16 protein-coding genes are annotated in these 18,942 nt (G+C 63.8%); 6 read left to right on the top strand and 10 right to left on the bottom strand.

Annotated features, from left to right (window positions below; all coding sequences use genetic code 11):
- The 10 genes from AC1DUR_RS14525 to AC1DUR_RS14480 all read right to left on the bottom strand — a co-directional run.
- A partial coding sequence (locus AC1DUR_RS14525) for a retention module-containing protein (protein WP_477721719.1) occupies positions 1-3,127 on the bottom strand: 3,127 nt, incomplete at its 3' end.
- Positions 3,128-3,308: 181 nt separating this feature from the next.
- The gene (locus tag AC1DUR_RS14520) at positions 3,309-3,689 is read right to left on the bottom strand and encodes a hypothetical protein (RefSeq protein ID WP_477720748.1); all 381 of its coding nucleotides are present in this window, start codon (positions 3,687-3,689) and stop codon (positions 3,309-3,311) included.
- Positions 3,686-4,369: a response regulator transcription factor gene (locus AC1DUR_RS14515; RefSeq protein ID WP_477720747.1), complete on the bottom strand. Its 684-nt coding sequence runs from the start codon at positions 4,367-4,369 to the stop codon at positions 3,686-3,688. The genes AC1DUR_RS14520 and AC1DUR_RS14515 overlap by 4 nt, the downstream gene beginning before the upstream one ends.
- 7 nt (positions 4,370-4,376) lie before the next feature.
- Positions 4,377-5,795, bottom strand: coding sequence for an HlyD family type I secretion periplasmic adaptor subunit (locus AC1DUR_RS14510; RefSeq protein WP_477720746.1), 1,419 nt, complete (start codon positions 5,793-5,795; stop codon positions 4,377-4,379).
- Positions 5,792-7,957 carry a type I secretion system permease/ATPase gene (locus AC1DUR_RS14505; RefSeq protein WP_477720745.1) on the bottom strand — a complete coding sequence of 722 codons (2,166 nt, stop codon included), beginning with the start codon at positions 7,955-7,957 and terminating at the stop codon, positions 5,792-5,794. The genes AC1DUR_RS14510 and AC1DUR_RS14505 overlap by 4 nt, the downstream gene beginning before the upstream one ends.
- A gap of 286 nt (positions 7,958-8,243) precedes the next feature.
- Positions 8,244-10,052 carry a phosphoenolpyruvate--protein phosphotransferase gene (gene ptsP, locus AC1DUR_RS14500; RefSeq protein WP_477720744.1) on the bottom strand — a complete coding sequence of 603 codons (1,809 nt, stop codon included), beginning with the start codon at positions 10,050-10,052 and terminating at the stop codon, positions 8,244-8,246.
- 174 nt (positions 10,053-10,226) lie between these two features.
- A complete protein-coding gene (locus tag AC1DUR_RS14495) occupies positions 10,227-10,496 on the bottom strand; it encodes an HPr family phosphocarrier protein (protein WP_477720743.1) in 270 nt (89 codons plus the stop codon).
- On the bottom strand, positions 10,465-10,908 hold the full coding sequence (locus AC1DUR_RS14490) for a PTS sugar transporter subunit IIA (protein WP_477720742.1): 444 nt from the start codon (positions 10,906-10,908) through the stop codon (positions 10,465-10,467). Before AC1DUR_RS14490 ends, AC1DUR_RS14495 begins: the two co-directional genes overlap by 32 nt.
- Positions 10,905-12,209 carry an MFS transporter gene (locus AC1DUR_RS14485; RefSeq protein ID WP_477720741.1) on the bottom strand — a complete coding sequence of 435 codons (1,305 nt, stop codon included), beginning with the start codon at positions 12,207-12,209 and terminating at the stop codon, positions 10,905-10,907. The genes AC1DUR_RS14490 and AC1DUR_RS14485 overlap by 4 nt, the downstream gene beginning before the upstream one ends.
- 57 nt (positions 12,210-12,266) lie before the next feature.
- The gene (locus AC1DUR_RS14480) at positions 12,267-12,854 is read right to left on the bottom strand and encodes a hypothetical protein (RefSeq protein WP_477720740.1); all 588 of its coding nucleotides are present in this window, start codon (positions 12,852-12,854) and stop codon (positions 12,267-12,269) included.
- Between the two features lie 197 nt (positions 12,855-13,051).
- Between AC1DUR_RS14480 and AC1DUR_RS14475 the strand changes: the two genes are divergently transcribed.
- From AC1DUR_RS14475 to cynS, 6 genes are all read left to right on the top strand, one after another.
- Positions 13,052-14,290, top strand: a complete 1,239-nt coding sequence (locus tag AC1DUR_RS14475; protein WP_477720739.1) for a sensor histidine kinase — start codon at positions 13,052-13,054, stop codon at positions 14,288-14,290.
- A 30-nt stretch (positions 14,291-14,320) separates the two neighbouring features.
- Positions 14,321-14,989, top strand: coding sequence for a response regulator (locus AC1DUR_RS14470; protein WP_477720738.1), 669 nt, complete (start codon positions 14,321-14,323; stop codon positions 14,987-14,989).
- A 117-nt stretch (positions 14,990-15,106) separates the two neighbouring features.
- Complete coding sequence (locus AC1DUR_RS14465) at positions 15,107-16,462, top strand: CmpA/NrtA family ABC transporter substrate-binding protein (protein ID WP_477720737.1); 1,356 nt, start codon at positions 15,107-15,109, stop codon at positions 16,460-16,462.
- Between the two features lie 114 nt (positions 16,463-16,576).
- Complete coding sequence (gene ntrB / locus AC1DUR_RS14460; RefSeq protein ID WP_477720736.1) at positions 16,577-17,440, top strand: nitrate ABC transporter permease; 864 nt, start codon at positions 16,577-16,579, stop codon at positions 17,438-17,440.
- A complete protein-coding gene (locus AC1DUR_RS14455; protein ID WP_477720735.1) occupies positions 17,430-18,323 on the top strand; it encodes an ABC transporter ATP-binding protein in 894 nt (297 codons plus the stop codon). Before ntrB ends, AC1DUR_RS14455 begins: the two co-directional genes overlap by 11 nt.
- Before the next feature lie 97 nt (positions 18,324-18,420).
- Positions 18,421-18,864, top strand: coding sequence for a cyanase (gene cynS / locus AC1DUR_RS14450; RefSeq protein ID WP_477720734.1), 444 nt, complete (start codon positions 18,421-18,423; stop codon positions 18,862-18,864).
- Positions 18,865-18,942 lie beyond the last annotated feature (78 nt).

The following is an 18,942-nucleotide window of genomic DNA, read 5'->3' as shown; positions in this document are numbered from 1 at the left end:
CAGCGCCTTCGGTCACGCTGTTGCTGTTCGAGAAGGCTGTCGGCACATCGTCCACGATGTCCACGGTGATGGTGCTGGTCACCGTGTTGCCGTTGGCATCCGTCGCCTGGTAGGTGAAGGTGTCGCGGTTGTTCTCGGTGTTGGTGCCGTTGTTGGCGTCCGGGCTGGTGTCAAAGCGCTGCGTCAGCGTGTAGCTGTAGCTGCCGTCCGCGTTCAGCGTCAGCGTGCCGAAGCTGCCTGCGGCCGGACTCGTCAGCGCGTAGCTGTAGCCGCCGGCGCCGCCGCTGACGTTGCCTACCAGCGTGCCGGCCGCCGTCTCGGCCGTGCTCGACGGGTTGCTGCCCGTGGCCAGCGCCGCTTCGTTGACCGTGATGTCGTCGTTGCTTGCCGCCAGGCCGCTGTCCGTCAGCGTGATCGTCAGTGTCGTCGTGCTCAGGTCGCCGTCGCCGTCCTTGATGGTGTACACAAAGGTGTCGGTCGCGCCGGCCGGCGGCACCACGTTCGGGCTGCCGTCGTAGCTGTAGCTGCCGTTGGCCTGCAGTGTCAGCGTGCCGAAGCTGCCGGCTATGACCGTGTTCACGCCCGTCTGCACCGCCGTCGTGGTGTCGCCTCCGGCCACCCGCACGCCCACCACGCCGCCACTGGCTGCCGCGCCGTCGGCGCCGAACACGTCGTCCGTGCCGTCCGTCAGCACGTTGCCGCCCACCACAGCGCCTTCGGCCACGCTGTTGGTGTTCGAGAAGGCCGTCGGCACATCGTCAATGATCTCGATGGTGATCGCGGCCGGTGCGGAAGTTCCCGTACCGTCCGACGTGGTCAGCGTGAAGACGTCGCTCTCCGTACCGGCGGCATCCGTGGTCGGGCTGGTCAGCTCGTAGGTGTAGCTGGCGACGCCGCCGCTGTAGGCGGTGACCGTCAGCGTGCCGTTGGTGCCGGCGAAGCTCTGGCCCACCAGGCTGCCAATCGCGACGGTGACGCCGTTGATGGTGACGCTCTGGATGTCGTCCAGGCCGTCCGCATCCGATACCGTGAAGGTGCCGGAGGCAAATTCGCTGCTGGCCGCCGCATCGGAACCGATGGCCAGACCAGCCTCGTACACCACGTCGTTGCCGCCTTGATTACCGGGATCGACGGTGATCGTCGGCACGTCGTTGGTGCCGTTGATGGTGATGGTCAGCGTGGCGATCTGCTGATCGCCGTCCGCGTCTGTCATGGTGTAGTTGAAGGTCTCGGTCAGGCTCTCACCGCCATCGAGTGCCTGCACCGCCGGCAAGGTGTTGTCCAGCGTGTAGCTGTAGGTGCCACTGCCGGTGTCGGTAAAGGTGCCGTAGCTGGCCGTGGTGCTCGCCCACGAGACAAAGCTGGTCGGCGTATCCGCACCCGGCTGGCCATTGGCATGCAGGTCGTTGGCCAGGACGTCGCCTGTGATGGCTGCCACGGCGTCTTCGCTGGTGCTGTTGCTGTCATCCACCGCGTTCGGCACATCGTCAATGATCTCAATGGTGATCGCCGCCGGTGCGGAAGTTCCCGTGCCGTCCGACGTGGTCAGCGTGAAGATGTCGGTCTCCGTGCCGGCGACATCCGTGGTCGGGCTGGTCAGCTCATAGGTGTAGCTGGCAACGCCGCCACTGTAGGCGGTGACCGTCAGCGTGCCGTTGGTGCCGGCGAAGCTCTGGCCCACCAGGCTGCCAATCGCGACGGTGACGCCGTTGATGGTGACGCTCTGGATGTCGTCCAGGCCGTCCGCATCCGATACCGTGAAGGTGCCGGAGGCAAATTCACTGCTGGCCGCGGCATTGGAGCCGGCTGCCAGACCGGACTCGAACACCACGTCGTTGCCGCCTTCATTGCCGGGATCGACGGTGATCCTCGGCACGTCGTTGGTGCCGGTGATGGTGATGGTCACATCGGCCAGGTTGCTCAGGTTGGCGCCATCGGTCACCCGGTAGACATCGGGGAAGACCATGTTGATGGTTTCGCCGTCGTCCAGTGCCTGCGCGGCGGCCTGGGTGGCTTCGTTCACCGTGAAGGTGTAAGCGCCTGTCGCGCTGTCGATGACCAGCGTGCCGTACGCATTGGTCACCGTGATCGAGGGGCCGACCACGGACAGGGTCTGGCCGTCTGCATCGGTATCGTTGGGCAGCACGTTGCCCGAGACGGAGATCTGGTCTTCTGTCAGGCTGTTGCTGTCGTCGACCGCCACCGGTGCGTGGTCGTCGTCAATGATGGTCACGGTGGCCGTGTCGTTGATCAGGGTGGCGCCGATCGGGTTGCTCAGGACAATGGTGAAGGTTTCGTTGCCTTCGACCAGGATGTCGCCCACAATGTTCTCGGTGACGAAGAAGCCGATGTAGCCGGCCGGAATGGTGACCGTGCCGGTGGCCGCGCCGTCGAAATAGTCCGCCGGATTGCTCGCGCTGCCGGGCACGATGGTGTAGGTGACCGTCACATCGCTCGTGGAGACCTTGTCCAGGGTGATCAGGAAGGTGACGGCCTTGCTGCCGCCGCCGGAGCCCTCGATCACATCGGCCGCAGAGACCGTGCCCTGGATCATGTCGCCGGTGATGAGGCCGGGGCCGCCCTCGCCGATACCGACCTGCGTGCCCACGGTGACGCCGACGTTGACCGTGGGTGGCAGTGCCTCCTCCGGAATCTGCTGCACATCGGGCTGCAGTTCGGGCGGGACAAAGTTGTACTCGTAGGCCAGCGGGCTCACGCCCTCGGCGATGCGCAGCAACTGCACAAAGGTGCTGCCGCCGTCCACGCCGCCGCCGGGGGCCAGACCCGCCGCCGTGGCCTCGAGTGACTGGTTCAGGTCGGTCCCGCGTTCGAGTGCCTGGATGACGGTGTCGGCCGTGGCCGGGGTGGTGACCGCGCTGTCCTGGGCCGTGGGTCGCTGGTCGGACTCGGCCACGTTGTCATCGAGCCGCACGCTTTGCGCGGGTGCGACCGCCAGATGGTGGCCGTCTTCCATGATGAGCTCGACGCGAACGTCGCCCACGGTGCGCACGGTCTCGCCTTTTTGCAGGGTGTCACCGACCTTGAGCGCGCGGGTCTTGCCCTGCACGTCAACAGCCAGAACGGTGCCATTTCCTGTAATGGCGGCGACGGTAGCGAATTGGGCCATGATGCTCTCCGGTAAAAAAAAGCCTGGGCCCGCGAGCCCAGGTTATCAACATTGATGACCCGAAGAGTAAGGTGGCGTCGCCAGCCCGTCTATTGGACTTAGGTCCATATCTTGGGCTATCCGGTAATAATCCCGCAATTCCGCGACTATGTGGAGCGGCGCTGCCCCGCAGCGCGCCGCATCAAAGCGGGAAGCTGTCGCCGTCGTCGGGCAGCAAATCCAGCCGGTTGGCCAGGCTGGCCCGGGTCTGGCGTCGCTCAAGCAGCTTGGCTTGGGCCGCAGCGGGCAGGTCGGTGAACTGGATCAGCCCCCGGTTGATGAGTACGTCGATCAGATCTTCCAGCACGCGGGCCAGGCCGGCATCGGTCTGGCTCAGTGGATTGGTCTGGCTGGAGACCTCGCGTACAAATTCTTCCACCCCGGGATCAGCCCCATGCACGGCCTCCCAGCCTGCGGCCAGCGCATCTTGCGCGCTCATGGATTGATGGGTCAGTGCGACGATGCGCCCCGCAGCATTGCGACGGCACAGCAGGGCGCTTGCGGGTGGCGGTGTATCAGTCATGACAAGAGCTCCCGCTCAGGGGTCTGCGCCGCGTCGGTGGAGGCGGAAAGGCGCAGCACGAGTTGCAGACGATCGCGCACGCCAAGTTTTTCGAACACCGCACCGAGGTGGGCCTTGACGGTGCGCTCTGAAATGTGCATCAGGGCGGCCACCTCCTTGTTGGAGCGCCCGGCCGAAACAGCCTGGGCCACTTCGGCTTCGCGTGCGGACAATTGGGCCCAGACGTTTTGGCCAGGGGCAGCCGCGGCAGCAGGTGCCGCAGGAAGTCGTGCGAGCGCCGCATGGGTCGAGGCGACCAGGCGACGCATCAGGTCCGGGCCCACCCACAGGCCGCCATGCTCGACGACCAGGGCGACCTCCTGCAACAGCGCAGGCACGGCATAGGCATGGGTGTAGCCGCGCGCGCCCTTGTCGAGAGCGTCAAGGCCTTCGAGTGGATGGGGCAGGCCGGACACCACCACGACAGGCGCCCCAGGCAGGACCTGCAGAATCTCGCGCAGATGTACAGCCCATTGCGCATCGGCGGTGCTGATCCAGACCAGGCTTGTGTTCGCGGGCCGGCCCCGCAAACTGGTCAGCATGGCCGGCGCCTTGTGCACTTGCCCTGCGGGAAACGCCTCGCACCAGCGCTCCGGTACAGGCGCGGCAGGCGTGGTCAGGAACAGGTGCTCGATACTCATCGCTCGCTCAGCGCTCACTCAGTGCGTTGGCTTTGGCACGCAGTACGGGCTTGAGCAAATAAGCCAACACCGATTTCTTGCCAGTGAGGATGTCAACCTGCGCCACCATGCCCGGAATGATGGGGAGGTTCGGACCCAGGCTGGGTTTGTGCGTGCGCACCCGCACGTGGTAGAAGGCGTTGCCTTTTTCGTCAATGACCGAGTCGGCGCCGATGTTGATCACATCCGCCTCCAGGCCACCGTAAATGGAAAAGTCATAGGCGCTGAACTTCACCATGGCCTGCTGCCCGGGCCGCAGAAAGGCAATGTCCTTGGGGGTGATTTGCACCTCCAGAATCAGCGTGTCGTCCAGGGGCACAATCTCAACCACTTCCTTGCCGGGTTGCACCACCGCCCCCATGGTGTTGACCAGCAGGCGCTTGACGGTGCCGCGCACGGGTGACTTGATATCGGCATGCTTGACTTTGTCTTCAAGCGCCCGCCCGCCCTGCGACAGGCTGGCCAGCTTGTTCATGGTCTCCGACAGCTCGCCGCTCATCTGGTTGCGGCTGGTGAGCTGCACTTCCTCTATCTTGCGCGTAGCCTCCAGGATGGACGACTGCACACGCGAGATCTGCGCCGTGGCCTGCTCCCGGTCACCGCGCAGGCGAGCCACGTCGCGCTCGAGGCGCAACACCTCCACTTCAGAGACAGCGCCGGTGGCAATCATGGGGCGTGTGGCATTGAGCTCCTTGTTCATCAGTTCCAGGCTGCGCTCGGCCTGGTCACGGCGGGCAAGGACTTCGTTGAGCTCCTGCTGGCGCTGGGACAGCTGGGCCTGAGATATGTAAAGCTGGGCGCCGATTTCGGCCCGGCGTGATTCATACAGGCGCAACTCCTGCGCGACGATGTCGGGCGCTTCACGTACCAGTTCCGCGGGCGGGTTGAACGGATTGCCCCGCGTCAGGGCCTCCAGCCGCAAGGCCTTGGCCTGGTAAGACAGCTGGGCGGCGCGGCTTTCCTGCATGGTGGAGACAAAGCGCGTCGGGTCCACGCGCATCAGCAGCTGGCCGGCGTCGACCACCTGCCCCTCCTTGACGAGCAGGGCCTCCACCACACCGCCGTCGACACTCTGGATGATCTGCACCTGGCTGGTCGGCACCACGCGGGCCTCGCCGCGGGTGACTTCGTCGAGCTCGGCAAAGTAGGCCCAGATCACCAGCAAGCCCAGGACGCCCGCGGCCAGACGCAGCAGCCGCTTGGCGCGCAAGGGCTCCTGCTGCAGGCGGGCCCAGTCGGCATCGCCTGCCCAGTCGAGCGAGTCCTGCTCCTCAACCGGCGTGAGCCGCTTGACCAGCGGATCGAACGCCTTCTGGCTGGATTTAGTTGACCGGCTGATCCAGTCGCCCAGGCGTTCAAAGGCTTTTTCGCTGAGCCAGGCCATCATGCAGCCTTTCCAACGCGCCCCTGGCGCAGTGCGGTGACCACTTGATCCTTGGGACCGTCGGCCACGATGCGGCCACCGTCCATGACGATGATGCGATCCGCCAGTTCCAGCACCGAGGTGCGGTGGCTGATCAGCACCACGGTCTTGCCGACCGAAAACTCCTTCAGGCGGCGCTTGATATCTTCTTCGCTGGAGTAGTCCATCGACGAGGTGGGCTCGTCCAGCAACAGGATGGGGGGATCGTTGATGACCGCACGCGCAATGGCCACGCCCTGGCGCTGCCCGCCAGACAACGATTCACCGCGCTCGCCGACCAGCATGTCAAAGCCCTGGGGGTGCTGGTTCACCAGCCCGATAATGCCGCCGATTTCGGCCGCCTTCACAATGTCGGCATCTTCTGCCAGCGGTGCGCCCAGGGTAATGTTGTCCCGCAGGCTGCCATAGAACAGCATCACGTCCTGCTGCACGTAGCCGATCTGGCGCCGCAGTTCGGCGGGGTCAAGCTGGCGCAGGTCGACGCCATCCACCAGCACAGCCCCGGTCGTAGGCCGGTACAGGCCCAGAATGAGTTTTTCCAGCGTGGTCTTGCCCGAGCCGATGCGTCCCAGGATGGCCACCCTTTCCCCCGGCTTGATGCTCAATGTCAGGTTGCGCAGCGACGGCGTATCCTGGCCCGGGTAGGAGAAGCTCACATCGCGGAAGTCGATGGCTCCCTTGAGGTGACCACGGCTGATGAAAGTGGTGTCCGCCGGGCGCTCCACGTCGCGCGCCATCATTTCATTGAGCGACGTCAGCGCGGTGGCGGCCGTGTGGTACTGAACCAGCAGGCCCGCCACCTGCCCCACCGGCGCCATGGCGCGAGAGGCCAGCATGGTGCAGGCAATCAGGCCGCCTACGGTCAGCTCGCGTTCGGCAATCACGTAGACGCCGATGATGACGATGACCAGGCTGACGAGTTGCTGCACAAATGCCGAAGTATTGCTGGCGGTGGACGACAGCAAACGCAACTGCGCGCCCACCCGCGCCAGCAACGCCGCGCTTTTTTCCCATTTGCTCTGGATGGCTGACTCGGCGCCCAGGGCCTTGAGGGTTTCGAAGCCCACGAGTCCTTCGATCAGGGTGGCATTGCGCTGCGCCGCCGCGCGGTAAGTGGTTTCTGCCAGTTCGTGCATCCGGCCCTGCACGGCCAGCGCGTACAGCAGCATGATGGCCGCGCCCACGCCGAGGGGAATCAGCATGGGCCAGGAGATCCAGCCAATCACGATCATGAAAATGAGTGCGAACGGCAGGTCAATGAATGCCACCACGGTGGCCGAGCCGATGAAATCCCGCACAGACTCAAACGCCCGCAGGTTGGATGCAAACGAGCCGGCGGAGACCGGCCGCTGCTCCATGCGCATGCCGAGCACGCGCTCCATGATGAAGGCCGACAACTTGACATCGGCACGGCTGCTGGCGAGGTCGACAAACCGGCTGCGCAATGTGCGCAGCACTAGGTCGCTCACCAACATCAACATCAGCCCCAAGGCCAGCACCCACAGGGTTTCAAACGCATGGTTGGGCACCACGCGGTCGTAAACGTTCATCGTGAAGAGGGGCAGGCCGAGCGCAAACAGGTTGGCCAGCAAGGCGGCCAGCAGCACGTCGCGGTAGAGCGGCCGGCTCTCGGCCACGACGCTCCAGAACCAGTGGCCATGACGGCCGGCGCGCACTTCGGGGGCGCGAGCATCAAAGCGCAGGCTGGGTCGTACATAGATGGAGACGCCCGTGTAATCTGTCTCCAGGTTCGCCAGGGGCACCGTCACCGGCGCGTCGCCGAGCTCGGGATAGACCATCCGGGCGGCGCTGCGGTCTTCATTGAAGCCCAGCAGCACGCACGCCTTCTGACCATGCATCAGCACGATGGCGGGCAGCAGGGCATCCTTGAGCCGGTCGAGGTTTTTGCGGACCAGCTGACTGCTGAGCCGGGCACGCCGGGCCGCGCGGACAAACAGGCTGGGCGTCAGGCGCTGATGTTCGGCCGGAAGGCCCGCCATGACGGCGTCACGCGTCAGAACCTCGCCATGGGCTCGCGCAACAATCAGCAAGCAAGCGAGCAACTCATCGTGCGCGGAAAGCACCGCGGACGATTTTCCATCTCCTGAGATCTGGCCACTGGACATTGGTCCTCCCACTCACACCGACACACCTTGTACCAATTTCAGTGTAACAAGATATGTCCAGAGTATCCAGAGGTGTAGCCCGTGTGGCGCAGTGGCCAGAAGCCTGTCGGGCTTGGGGCGCCAAAAGCGCAAATCGCCCCCGAAGAGGACCGTTTTTTGCCGGATTTACAGGCCCATACCGATAGCCCCGCCATGGGGCAAAAAAAACGGGAAAAATGGGGAATATTACCGCTGCGGTCGATTTGCAGCCGACGATTTGCCGACGACTCCCCAGCCCGACAGGGTCCTAGGCGTTGGCTGGTACAGGCACAGGCACTGGTGCGGGCAATAAGGTGGCGTTTATGAGGGCGGCCGGGTCCTCCGCATCAAGCACCTGCGCAGCCCAGACGCTGAGCTTGCCGGCATCAGCCCGCAGGATTTGCTGCTTGACCGCCAGGATGCGCGACGGATGCATGGAAAAGCTGCGCAATCCCAAGCCCAGCAGCAGCCGCGTCATGCCCACGTCGCCGGCCATTTCGCCGCACACGCTGACCCCTTTGCCCTGCGCATTGCATTCCGCGATGGTCCCGGCCACCAGGTGCAGTACCGCCGGGTGACAAGGGTCGTACAAATGCGCCACGGACTCATCCGCCCGGTCTATGGCCAGGGTGTACTGGATGAGGTCGTTGGTGCCGATGGACAGGAAGTCAAAGTATTTGAGGAAGAGCTTGAGCGTGAGCGCCGCAGCTGGAATTTCGATCATGGCGCCCAGGCGCACCGGCCCATACGGCGTGCCCTTGCTGTCCAGTGTGGCGCGTGCGTGGTCAATCAACGCCATGGTCTGGCGAATCTCGGCGCCGTGGGCCAGCATGGGCACCAGCAAATTGACCTGGCCGTGGGCCGCGGCGCGCAGGATGGCACGCAGCTGCGTCAAAAACATCGGCGGGTCGGCCAGGCTCCAGCGAATGGCGCGCAGGCCGAGCGCCGGATTGAGGTGGCTGTCCTGCGCCTTGTCCAGCCGGTCCAGCGGCTTGTCCGAGCCCACGTCGACCGTACGGATGGTCACGGGCAGGCCGTGCATGCCCTCAACGGCCTTGCGGTAAGCCCGGTATTGCTCTTCCTCATCGGGCAGATCGCCACTGCGCCCCATGAACAGGAACTCGCTGCGAAACAGCCCGACGCCCACGGCGCCGGCATTGACAGCACCCACGGTGTCCTCGGGCATTTCAATATTGGCCAGCAACTCCACTTTCTGCCCGTCTATCGTCACGGCGGGGGTGTGCTTGAGCCGGTTCAGCCGCTCGCGCTCCAGCTCGCCCTGGCGCTGCTTGAAGCCGTACTCGGCCAGGATGATGGGCGAGGGATCGACAATCAGCACGCCGGCGTCACCGTCGATGATGACCCAGTCGTCCTGCTCGATCAGCTGGCTGGCGCTGCGCGCGCCGACCACCGCGGGGATGTCCATGCTGCGCGCCACGATCGCCGTATGCGAGGTCCGGCCGCCGACGTCGGTCGCAAAACCGGCAAACAGGCTCTGCTTGAACTGCAGCATGTCGGCAGGGGAGATGTCGTGTGCAATCAGCACCAGGGGCACATCCATGGTGTCGTCCAGCAGCAGCCCCTGCGAATGCTTGCGGCTGGCGCCGGCAGGCCCGACCGGCTGCACCGGTGAGGCCACGCCTTTCATGTAGCGCAACATGCGCTCCACCACCTGCTCCAGATCCGCCTTGCGCTCACGCAGGTACTCGTCTTCCATGTCATCGAACTGGCGGGCGATGATTTCGTACTGCGTGGCTAACGCCCACTCGGCGTTGTAATGGCGCTCGGTGATCCAGTGCTTGACGCCGCTGATTAGCTGCTCGTCCTGCAGCAGCATCAGGTGAACATCCAGCAAGGCAGCCAGTTCGTGCGGCGCATCCGGCGGCAGATCCTGCTGCAGGCGGGTAATTTCTTCCGCAACAGCGTTGCGCGCCAGCCGCGCACGCGTAATTTCTTCAATGGTCTTGCCGGGGTCAATAAAGTAGTGCGCCACATCGGCACGGCTGGACGCCACGAGCACGGCACGGCCAATCGCAATCCCCCGCGACACCGCCAGACCGTGGACTGAAAACGTCATTCAACTCCCCTATTAACAAAGCACAAAGAAAACACAAGACCAAAGAACAAGGGCCCGGTTCAATTCGTGACCTGGCCGACGCAACTGCTGCAACTGATGCAGCAGGCACGATGAAGAGCAACACCCATTTTCGCAGGGCCGCCCCAAGGAACATCAGCCCTTGGGGACATATCCTTACTCGCCCTCGCCGAACTTGTCGGCAATGAGCGCCAGCAAGGCATCCATCGCCGCCTGCTCCTGCTCCCCATTGGTTTCAATGTCCACGGTGCTGCCCAACCCGGCCGCCAGCATCATCACCCCCATGATGCTCTTGGCGTTGACCCGGCGCTCGCCCCGGCTCATCCAGACCTCACAGGGAAAGCTGCCGGCGAGTTTGGTGAGTTTTGCGGATGCCCGGGCATGAAGGCCCAGCTTATTGTTGATGTTCGTGCTGGTCTTGATCATGAGTTCTGCGTACCTGATTTTGCGGCGCGGTGATAGCCACCTGCATCACCCCCTGCGTGGCGCCCACCAGTGCGCGCGCCACCAAAGCATCGAGCGACTCGTGCCGGTAGGACACGGTACGCAGCAGCATGGGCAGGTTGACGCCTGTGATCAGCTTGGAATGGACCCCATCGACCAGTTTTTGCGCCACGTTGCAGGGGGTGGCGCCAAAAACGTCCACCAGCACCAGGGCGTGCGAGGTGCCCAGTTGCTCCAGCATGACGCGGGCCTGGGCCAGCGTTTCTTCGGGCGGCATGTTGGGCTGCACATCCAGCGTCGCAACGCCGGCGGCGTTGTCGGGAAACACATGCAGCATGCACTGGCGCAGGGCGGAAGCCAGCGGAGCATGGGCGATGATGAAAATGCCGTTCATTGGGGTGAATTATCAGCGTTCACACTGAGGAAATACCCATATGAGGCGATACAGCAACATAAAAACACTCCCATGGCCGCCTGAAAACTGGCCACTTCGGTCAGTCCTGCGGCCCTGAATGCGTCAACAGCCAGGCCAATGCTCCATTGCACCACAAACACGCCACCAAAGATCATCAGGTTGTAGGCCGACATGGCGCGCCCGGCCAATGACGCGCTGAAAGCCATGCCCACCGCCGGCTGGGCCAGGCCCAGGGCGCTGGAACTCATGCAAAAAAGAGCCCAGCCCAGCCACCCCGTGCCGCTGCCGGCGAGGATGTTGGCCGCCAGAACCAGCAGGCTGACAGGCACGCCCCAGCCGATCAGCCGATTGGCGCTCCAGCCTCGCCCGACCAGCCAGGGATTGACCATGCCCCAGGCCCAGAAAGTCACCAGCATGGCGGCGTTGATGTAGAAAAGACCCGTGGCCGCCTCCAGCGGCGTGTAGCCGGCCACCCTGACCATCCACGGGCCGGCCCACAGCGTCTGCACCGCCACCAGGCCGCCGTAGTTGAAGAAAGCCAGCGGCGCCATTTTCCGGAAATACCGGCTGCGCCAGACCAAGGCGTAGCTTGCTTCTGCGCCTGCCGTCTCGGGAACCCCGTGGGTTGTGCCGGCATTCTTCTGCCAAGCAGGCACCACCCAGGCGATCACGCCCATGGACAGCAGAATCATCGCCGCCAGAATCCAGAACAGCGGACGCCAGCCGATCAACGGCATCAGCCATTGCACCGGCAGGGTGGAGGCCAGCATGCCGAGCGAGCCTGTCATCAGCATCCAGGAATTGGCACGCAAAACGGCAGGCCCCTCGAACCAGCGGCGGTAGCCCGTGAGCGGGGCCATCAGGCAGGCGCTGACGCCCATGCCGACCAGCACGCGGGCGGCGAACAGCCAGGCAAAGGTGCCCGCCAGCGAAAAGGCCACGCAACCCAGCACGGCCACGCTCAGGAAACACAGGATCACGCGCTTGGGGCCATGGCGGTCCAGCCAGGCGCCCAGCGGCAGCTGCGTGGACGCAAACCCCAGAAAATAGCCCGCACCCAGCAACCCCAGGTCACGTGCCTGCAGGGCAAAGTCCTGGCTCAACACCGGCGACAGCGTGGCCGTGATGGCACGCACCAGCGCAGAACAGAAATAGGCGGCCGCAAAGGCCAGGAACACGATGGCGGCGGTTTTCCTGTCCAGCGGGCGTGGCGCGGCCGGACCAACGGTCGCAGCAGTCGCTACCGCCGTCGATGGCGAGGCATTCTGCGCCCTTGTCATACAGCAGGAGGTCTGGTCCGCATCGTTACATCTTTATCTTGTGGGAGGGTGCTGGCTTCATTCGAACTTGAGGCCTGCGAAAAAAGTCTCCGCCACCTCGGCCGCCGCGTCGCGCTTTGGCGTTGTCGTCCCCGCATACATCACCACCTGAAAGACCTGCGACCCTTGGGCGAAGTAGGCGGCCCGGCCCGTCACGGCGGTCCCGTCGGCACGCTGCCCCTGGGCGCTCACCAGCACGGGTGCGGGCTCCGCAGATGCGCCGGGGAGCTTGAATGAAACGACCTGCGTGACACCCGGGCCGGTTCCGGCACCTGCCGGAGCGGCCTTCATGTTGGCCAGCGTCAGGCTTTGCCACTGGGCCAGAACGGGAGCAGCCTTGGCCGCATCACCCAGGTCTGCCACCGCCACGGCAAAGGTCGCACCGCCGGCATCGCAGCCCAGCATGACCATCATGGTCGGCTGGCCGCCGAGCGGCACGGTTTTTTGCGCCTTGTCGGGCTTGCAGGGCAACAACAGGCTCAGGCGGGTGTTGTCGGGGCGTACCTCGCGCCAGTTGAAGGCGGGGCTGCAGGCCGCCAACGCCATGGCCAGCGCCAGCAACGCCGCCATGGCTGCCATTGAAAAGGTGGGGGTCTGTCGTGGCATCAGGTGCGCTCAGGGCTAGTCTTCGTGGGAGGGTCAGCAAGCATCGCACTTTACAGCCATTCGCGCGCCATCTTGGGGCCGGGTGGTGCGTGGCCTGGCGTGGTTTTAGCGATAACGGCGGGGTAATGCACCACTATGGAGCCATGACGGCACCTGTTTTTGCACCAATCTGGGCACGATGCTTGCTACTTGCACACATGGTTGAAGACACCCTCCTGCCCGAGATGCGCGGCCTGCCCCTGGGGCAAGCGGTGCCGGCCCACCTTCCGGGGGCCGGGCAAGTGATCTGGCGGGACAAGCTCTCGCAGTTGCTGGAATCCACCGGGGAAGGGATTTTCGGCATCGACATGGACGGCCGCTGCACCTTCATCAACCGGGCCGGGGCCGAGCAGCTGGGCTGGCTGCCTGCCGAGGTGCTGGGCCACAACATGCATGAACTGGCGCACCACTCCCATGCCGGCGGTGCACACTACCCCGAGCATCTGTGCCCCATCTTCAACGCCTTTCGCAAGGCCCTGCCCTGCCGCATTGACACCGAGCTGTTCTGGCGCAAAAACGGCAGTGCGTTTGCGGTGGAATATTCTTCCTATCCCATTGTCGAGGGCGGCGTGGTGCAAGGCGCGGTGGTCACTTTCGTCGACATCTCGGCACGCCGCCAGGCCGAGGATGCCCTGCGGCAGGCCCACGCCGTGCTGGAGCAGCGCGTGAGCGAGCGCACCCAGGCGCTGTCGGAAGCCCTGGAGCAGTTGCGCGAACTCTCAGCCTATACCCACAGCGTGCGCGAGGAAGAGCGCACCCGCATCGCACGCGAGGTGCACGACGAGCTGGGCAGCCTGCTGGTCGCGCTGAAGATGGACGTGGGCTGGCTCGACAAGCGCCTGGGCGAACAACAGCAACGCAGCCTGGATGAGGCCCAGGCCATGCGGGAACGCATGCGCAGCAAATGCCAGAACATGGGCCGACTGATTGAGGCGGCCGTCGACAACGTAGGCCGCATCATCACCGACCTGCGTCCCAGCATCCTGGACCACCAGGGCCTGTGGGCCGCGCTCGATTGGCAGGCGCATGAATTTGTGCAGTCCGCCGAACTCGCACTGGACTGGCAGATGGACGTGAACGATGCCACACCGCTGCCGGAGCAGGCGGCCATCGGCATTTTCCGCATCTTCCAGGAAATGCTCAGCAATGTGGGCCGGCACGCACAGGCCAGCCGGGTCGCCATCACCATCCAGGCCACGGCCCGGGACATCAGCATCGCGGTGCAGGACAACGGCAAGGGTGCCGAAGCCGCCGCCTTTGAGGCGGCCAACGCGTATGGCGTGATGGGCATGCGGGAGCGGGCGCGCCATCTCGGCGGCACGCTCGAGATTTCAAGTCAAGTTGGACACGGCGCCCTGTTTCACCTGCATATCCAGCTTCAAAAGCAAAACCAATAGCAATAGCAATAACAAAACTGTTTACCCACCATGAACACCGTGAAAATCCTGATCGGCGACGATCACCGCATCGTGCGCGAAGGCCTGAAACAGGTGCTGGCCGATGCGCCGGAAATCGAAGTGGTGGCCGAAGCGGAAACCGGTCCGGACATCCTGCAGCGCGTCGACGCTCTGGGCGGCGACAGCGGCCTGGACGCCGTGCTGCTGGACATCGCGCTGCCCGACCGCGACGGCCTGGACGTGTTGCAGGCACTGAAGAAAAGCTGGCCCCGGCTGGCGGTGCTGATGCTCAGCACCTACCCGGAAAAGCAGTATGCGGTGCGCTGCATCAAGCTCGGCGCCGCCGGCTACCTGAATAAGAGCGCCAACCCGGACGACATGATTGCCGCGGTGCGCAAGGTGGCCGCCGGCGGCGTCTACGTGTCGGCCATTGCCGCCGAAGCGCTGGCCAGCGCCGTCGGCAACAGCGCCACCAAAACCGGAGGCGGTGGTGGCACCGAATCACTGTCGCACCGCGAGCACCAGGTGTTCCGCCTGCTCACGGCCGGCAAGTCCGTGGGCGAAATTGGTGCACAGCTGAATCTGGCACCCAACACTGTCAGCACCTACCGTGCGCGCATCCTCGAAAAAACCGGCACCCGCAATGACGTGGAGCTGGCTTTGTATGCCGAGCGCCACACCAAAACCGCCCATTTGTAGGGGCGGCCCTACACGGCCTCGAAGACTGCACCGCGTTTTGCGGGTGCAGCGGGCCAAACCACCCCGACGGGCCCGTCCCTTGCATGGAGCATGGCATCTTTACCAACGGGGAACCCGATGTCCACTCGCTTCGATGCCTATGATGCCGACCGACCGCTGATGCTGCGCTGCGCCTGCGGACAGGACCATGCACCGGGCGAGCATGACGCGGCTGCGGCCAGCGCGCAGGAGCTGTCGCACAGCTTCATGGAGGCCAGTCTGGTCAAGGCGCTGTTCCCGGTCGACAGCGTACGCCGCAGCTTCCTGCGGGCGGTAGGCGCCAACACCGCACGCGCGGCGATTGCCTCCGTCTTTCCCATGGGTGCGCTGCAGGCAATGGCGCAAGACCGCGGCCCGCTGGAAAAGAAAGACCTCAAGATCGGCTTCATCGCCATCACCTGCGCCAGCCCGCTGATCATGGCTGACCCGCTGGGTTTCTATAAAAAAGAAGGCCTCAACGTCCAGCTCAACAAGACCGCCGGCTGGGCGCTGATTCGCGACAAGATGATCAACAAGGAGCATGACGCGTCGCACTTCCTGTCGCCCATGCCGCTGGCCATGACCATGGGCCTCGGGTCCAACCAGGTCAACATGAATGTGGCGAGCATCCAGAACACCAATGGCCAGGCCATCACGCTGCACGTCAAGCACAAGAACAACCGCGACCCGAAGAACTGGAAGGGCTTCAAGTTCGCGATTCCGTTCGAGTACAGCATGCACAACTTTTTGCTGCGCTATTACCTGGCCGAGAACGGGCTGAACCCCGACACCGATGTGCAGCTGCGCGTGGTGCCGCCGCCGGAGATGGTGGCCAACCTGCGCGCGGGCAACATCGACGGCTTCCTCGGCCCCGATCCCTTCAACCAGCGCGCGGTCTACGACGAAGTGGGCTTCATCCACATCCTGTCCAAGGACATCTGGGACGGCCACCCGTGCTGCGCCTTTGGCGTGAGCGACGAGTTCATCCAGAAAAATCCCAACACCTTTGCGGCCCTCTACCGCGCGGTGCTGGGCGCCTCCTTCATGGCCAGCCAGCCCAAGGACCGCGACCTGATTGCCAAGGTGATCGCGCCGACGCAATACCTCAACCAGCCGGAAGCCGTTTTGCAGCAGGTGCTGACCGGCAAGTTTGCCGATGGCCTGGGCAATATCAAAAATGTGCCCGACCGTGCCAACTTCGACCCGGTGCCGTGGCAGAGCATGGCGGTCTGGATGCTGACCCAGATGAAACGCTGGGGCTATGTGAAGGGCGACGTCAACTACCGGCAGATTGCCGAGAAGGTGTTCCTGCTCACCGAAGCCAAAAAACAGATGTCGCTGGCCGGCTTCAGGCCGCCGGAAGGCGCCTACAAAAAGTTCAAGGTCATGGGCAAGGAGTTTGACCCCGCCAGGCCGGACGACTATGTGAAGAGCTTTGCCATCAATAAGCTATGAGCCCCCACGGTCGCTCACTGCGTGTAGCTCCCTGCCCCCTCAAGGGGCCGCTGCGCCTGCGGCCCCTGCTTGGTTTTCATTGAAATCCCACGCTCGCTCACTTCTTGTAGCTCCATGAAATCATTAAATCTCAAAGCGGGCTTGGTCTCGCTGCTCATCTTCCTGGCCTTCCTGGGCATCTGGTACACCGCCACGCTGCCTTCGCCGGGCACGCCCGTGGCCAGTACGGCGGGGCTGAGCGCCGAGCAGATCGAATACCAGAAGATGATGGGCAAGGACCCGGGCAACACCAAGACCACCGGATTCCCAACGCTGGGCCAAATGGGCACGGCGATCTGGAAGCAGGTGTCCAACCCGGTGTATGACAACGGCCCCAACGACAAGGGCATCCTGATCCAGCTGGGCCATTCGCTGGCGCGCGTGGGCCTGGGCTTTTTGCTGGCCTGCGCGGTGGCCGTGCCGCTAGGCTTTGTGATCGGCATGTCGCCCCTGCTGCGGCGTGCGTTTGACCCCTTCATCCAGGTGCTCAAGCCGATCTCGCCGCTGGCCTGGATGCCGCTGGCGCTTTACACCATCAAGGACTCGTCCATCTCGGGCATCTTTGTGATCTTCATCTGCTCGGTCTGGCCCATGCTGATCAACACCGCCTTTGGCGTGTCCGCCGTCAAGCGCGAGTGGCTCAATGTGGCCAGCACGCTGGAAGTCAGCCCGCTGCGCAAGGCCTTCCTGGTGATCCTGCCGGCAGCGGCGCCCACCATTTTTACCGGCATGCGCATTTCCATGGGCATCGCCTGGCTGGTGATTGTGGCCGCCGAGATGCTGGTGGGCGGCACCGGCATTGGCTACTTTGTCTGGAACGAGTGGAACAACCTCTCGCTGACCAACGTGATCTTTGCCATTCTCGTGATCGGCATCGTCGGCATGTTGCTGGACCTCAGCTTTGCCCAGTTGCAGAAGATGGTGACGTATGTGGAGTGAAACCGCCTTGCGTCCCGCATCGCACACCGAAGCGGCGAGCCCTCAGAACCCTCAAGCGGCGTCCAGCCCCGCCCAGAAAGAACACAGCATGCAGGGATTCCTCAAAATAGAAAGCTTGAGCAAAGCCTTTGCGCCAGCCAAGCCGGTGTTTGCCAATGTCAGTTTCACCATCGACAAGGGCGAGTTCGTCTGCATCATCGGCCACTCGGGTTGCGGCAAGACCACCATCCTCAATGTGCTGGCCGGCCTGGACAGCGCCACGGCAGGCCACGTCTTCATGGACAACCGCGAGATTGCCGGGCCCAGCCTGGAGCGCGGCGTGGTGTTTCAAAGCCATGCGCTGATGCCCTGGCTGACCGTGCGCAAGAACATCGCGTTTGCGGTGGTGTCCCGCTGGCCTGACTGGACCGCCGCGCAGGTCAATGCCCACGTCGAAAAGTTTGTGGCCATGGTGGGCCTGAGCGCCGCCATCGACAAAAAACCGTCGCAACTCTCGGGCGGCATGAAGCAGCGTGTGGGCATTGCGCGCGCCTTCGCCATCCAGCCCAAGATGCTGCTGCTGGACGAACCCTTTGGCGCACTGGATGCATTGACACGCGGCACGATCCAGGATGAGCTCATGACCATCGTGCGTGAAACGCACCAGACGGTGTTCATGATCACGCACGACGTGGACGAAGCCATCTTGCTGGCCGACCGCATCTTGCTGATGAGCAACGGCACGGAAACCGCGCAAGGCTATGCCCCCGGCCGCATCGCCGAGGAAGTGCGAAACCCGCTGCCGCGCGAGCGCACCCGTGCCGGTCTGCACCACCTGCCGGGCTACTACGAGCTGCGCAACCACATTGTCGATTTTCTCGTCATGCGCGCCAAGGCGCATTGATGCCCGCACCGGCTACCACTACTGCACAACATCCTCACAACCCGTTCACCCCCCTCACCGCCACCTCAAAACCACTTCAAACACAGGAGCCATAAACATGAACCGCAACGACATCACCGAAAAAATCATCACCACCAAGGTTGCCAAGGGCATCACCTGGGAATCGGTCGCCAAAAAGGTGGGCCTCAGCAAGGAATGGGTCACCGCCGGCTGCCTGGGCCAGATGACCTTTGACGACAAGCAGGCCAAAGTCGTCGGCAAAATTTTTGGCCTGACGGCTGAAGAGCAAAAATGGCTGCAGGTCGTGCCGTACAAGGGCTCGCTCCCGACGCCGGTGCCCACCGACCCGCTGATCTACCGCTGGTACGAGATCGTCAGCGTCTACGGCACCACCATCAAGGAACTGATTCACGAAGAATTCGGCGACGGCATCATGAGCGCCATCGACTTCAGCATGGACATCGTGCGCCAGCCCGACCCGAAAGGTGACCGCGTCAACGTGGTGCTGTCGGGCAAGTTTTTGCCGTACAAGACCTATTGATCCTGTCAGCGGAGCCGCAGCCGGCGCGGTGCAATTTTCCGGCGGGCCGCTCCCAAGGAAAATTAGCCCCCTCGGGGG

Source organism: Polaromonas sp. P4_F4 (assembly GCF_056401355.1).
This window is presented reverse-complemented; position numbering and strand designations above follow the sequence as displayed.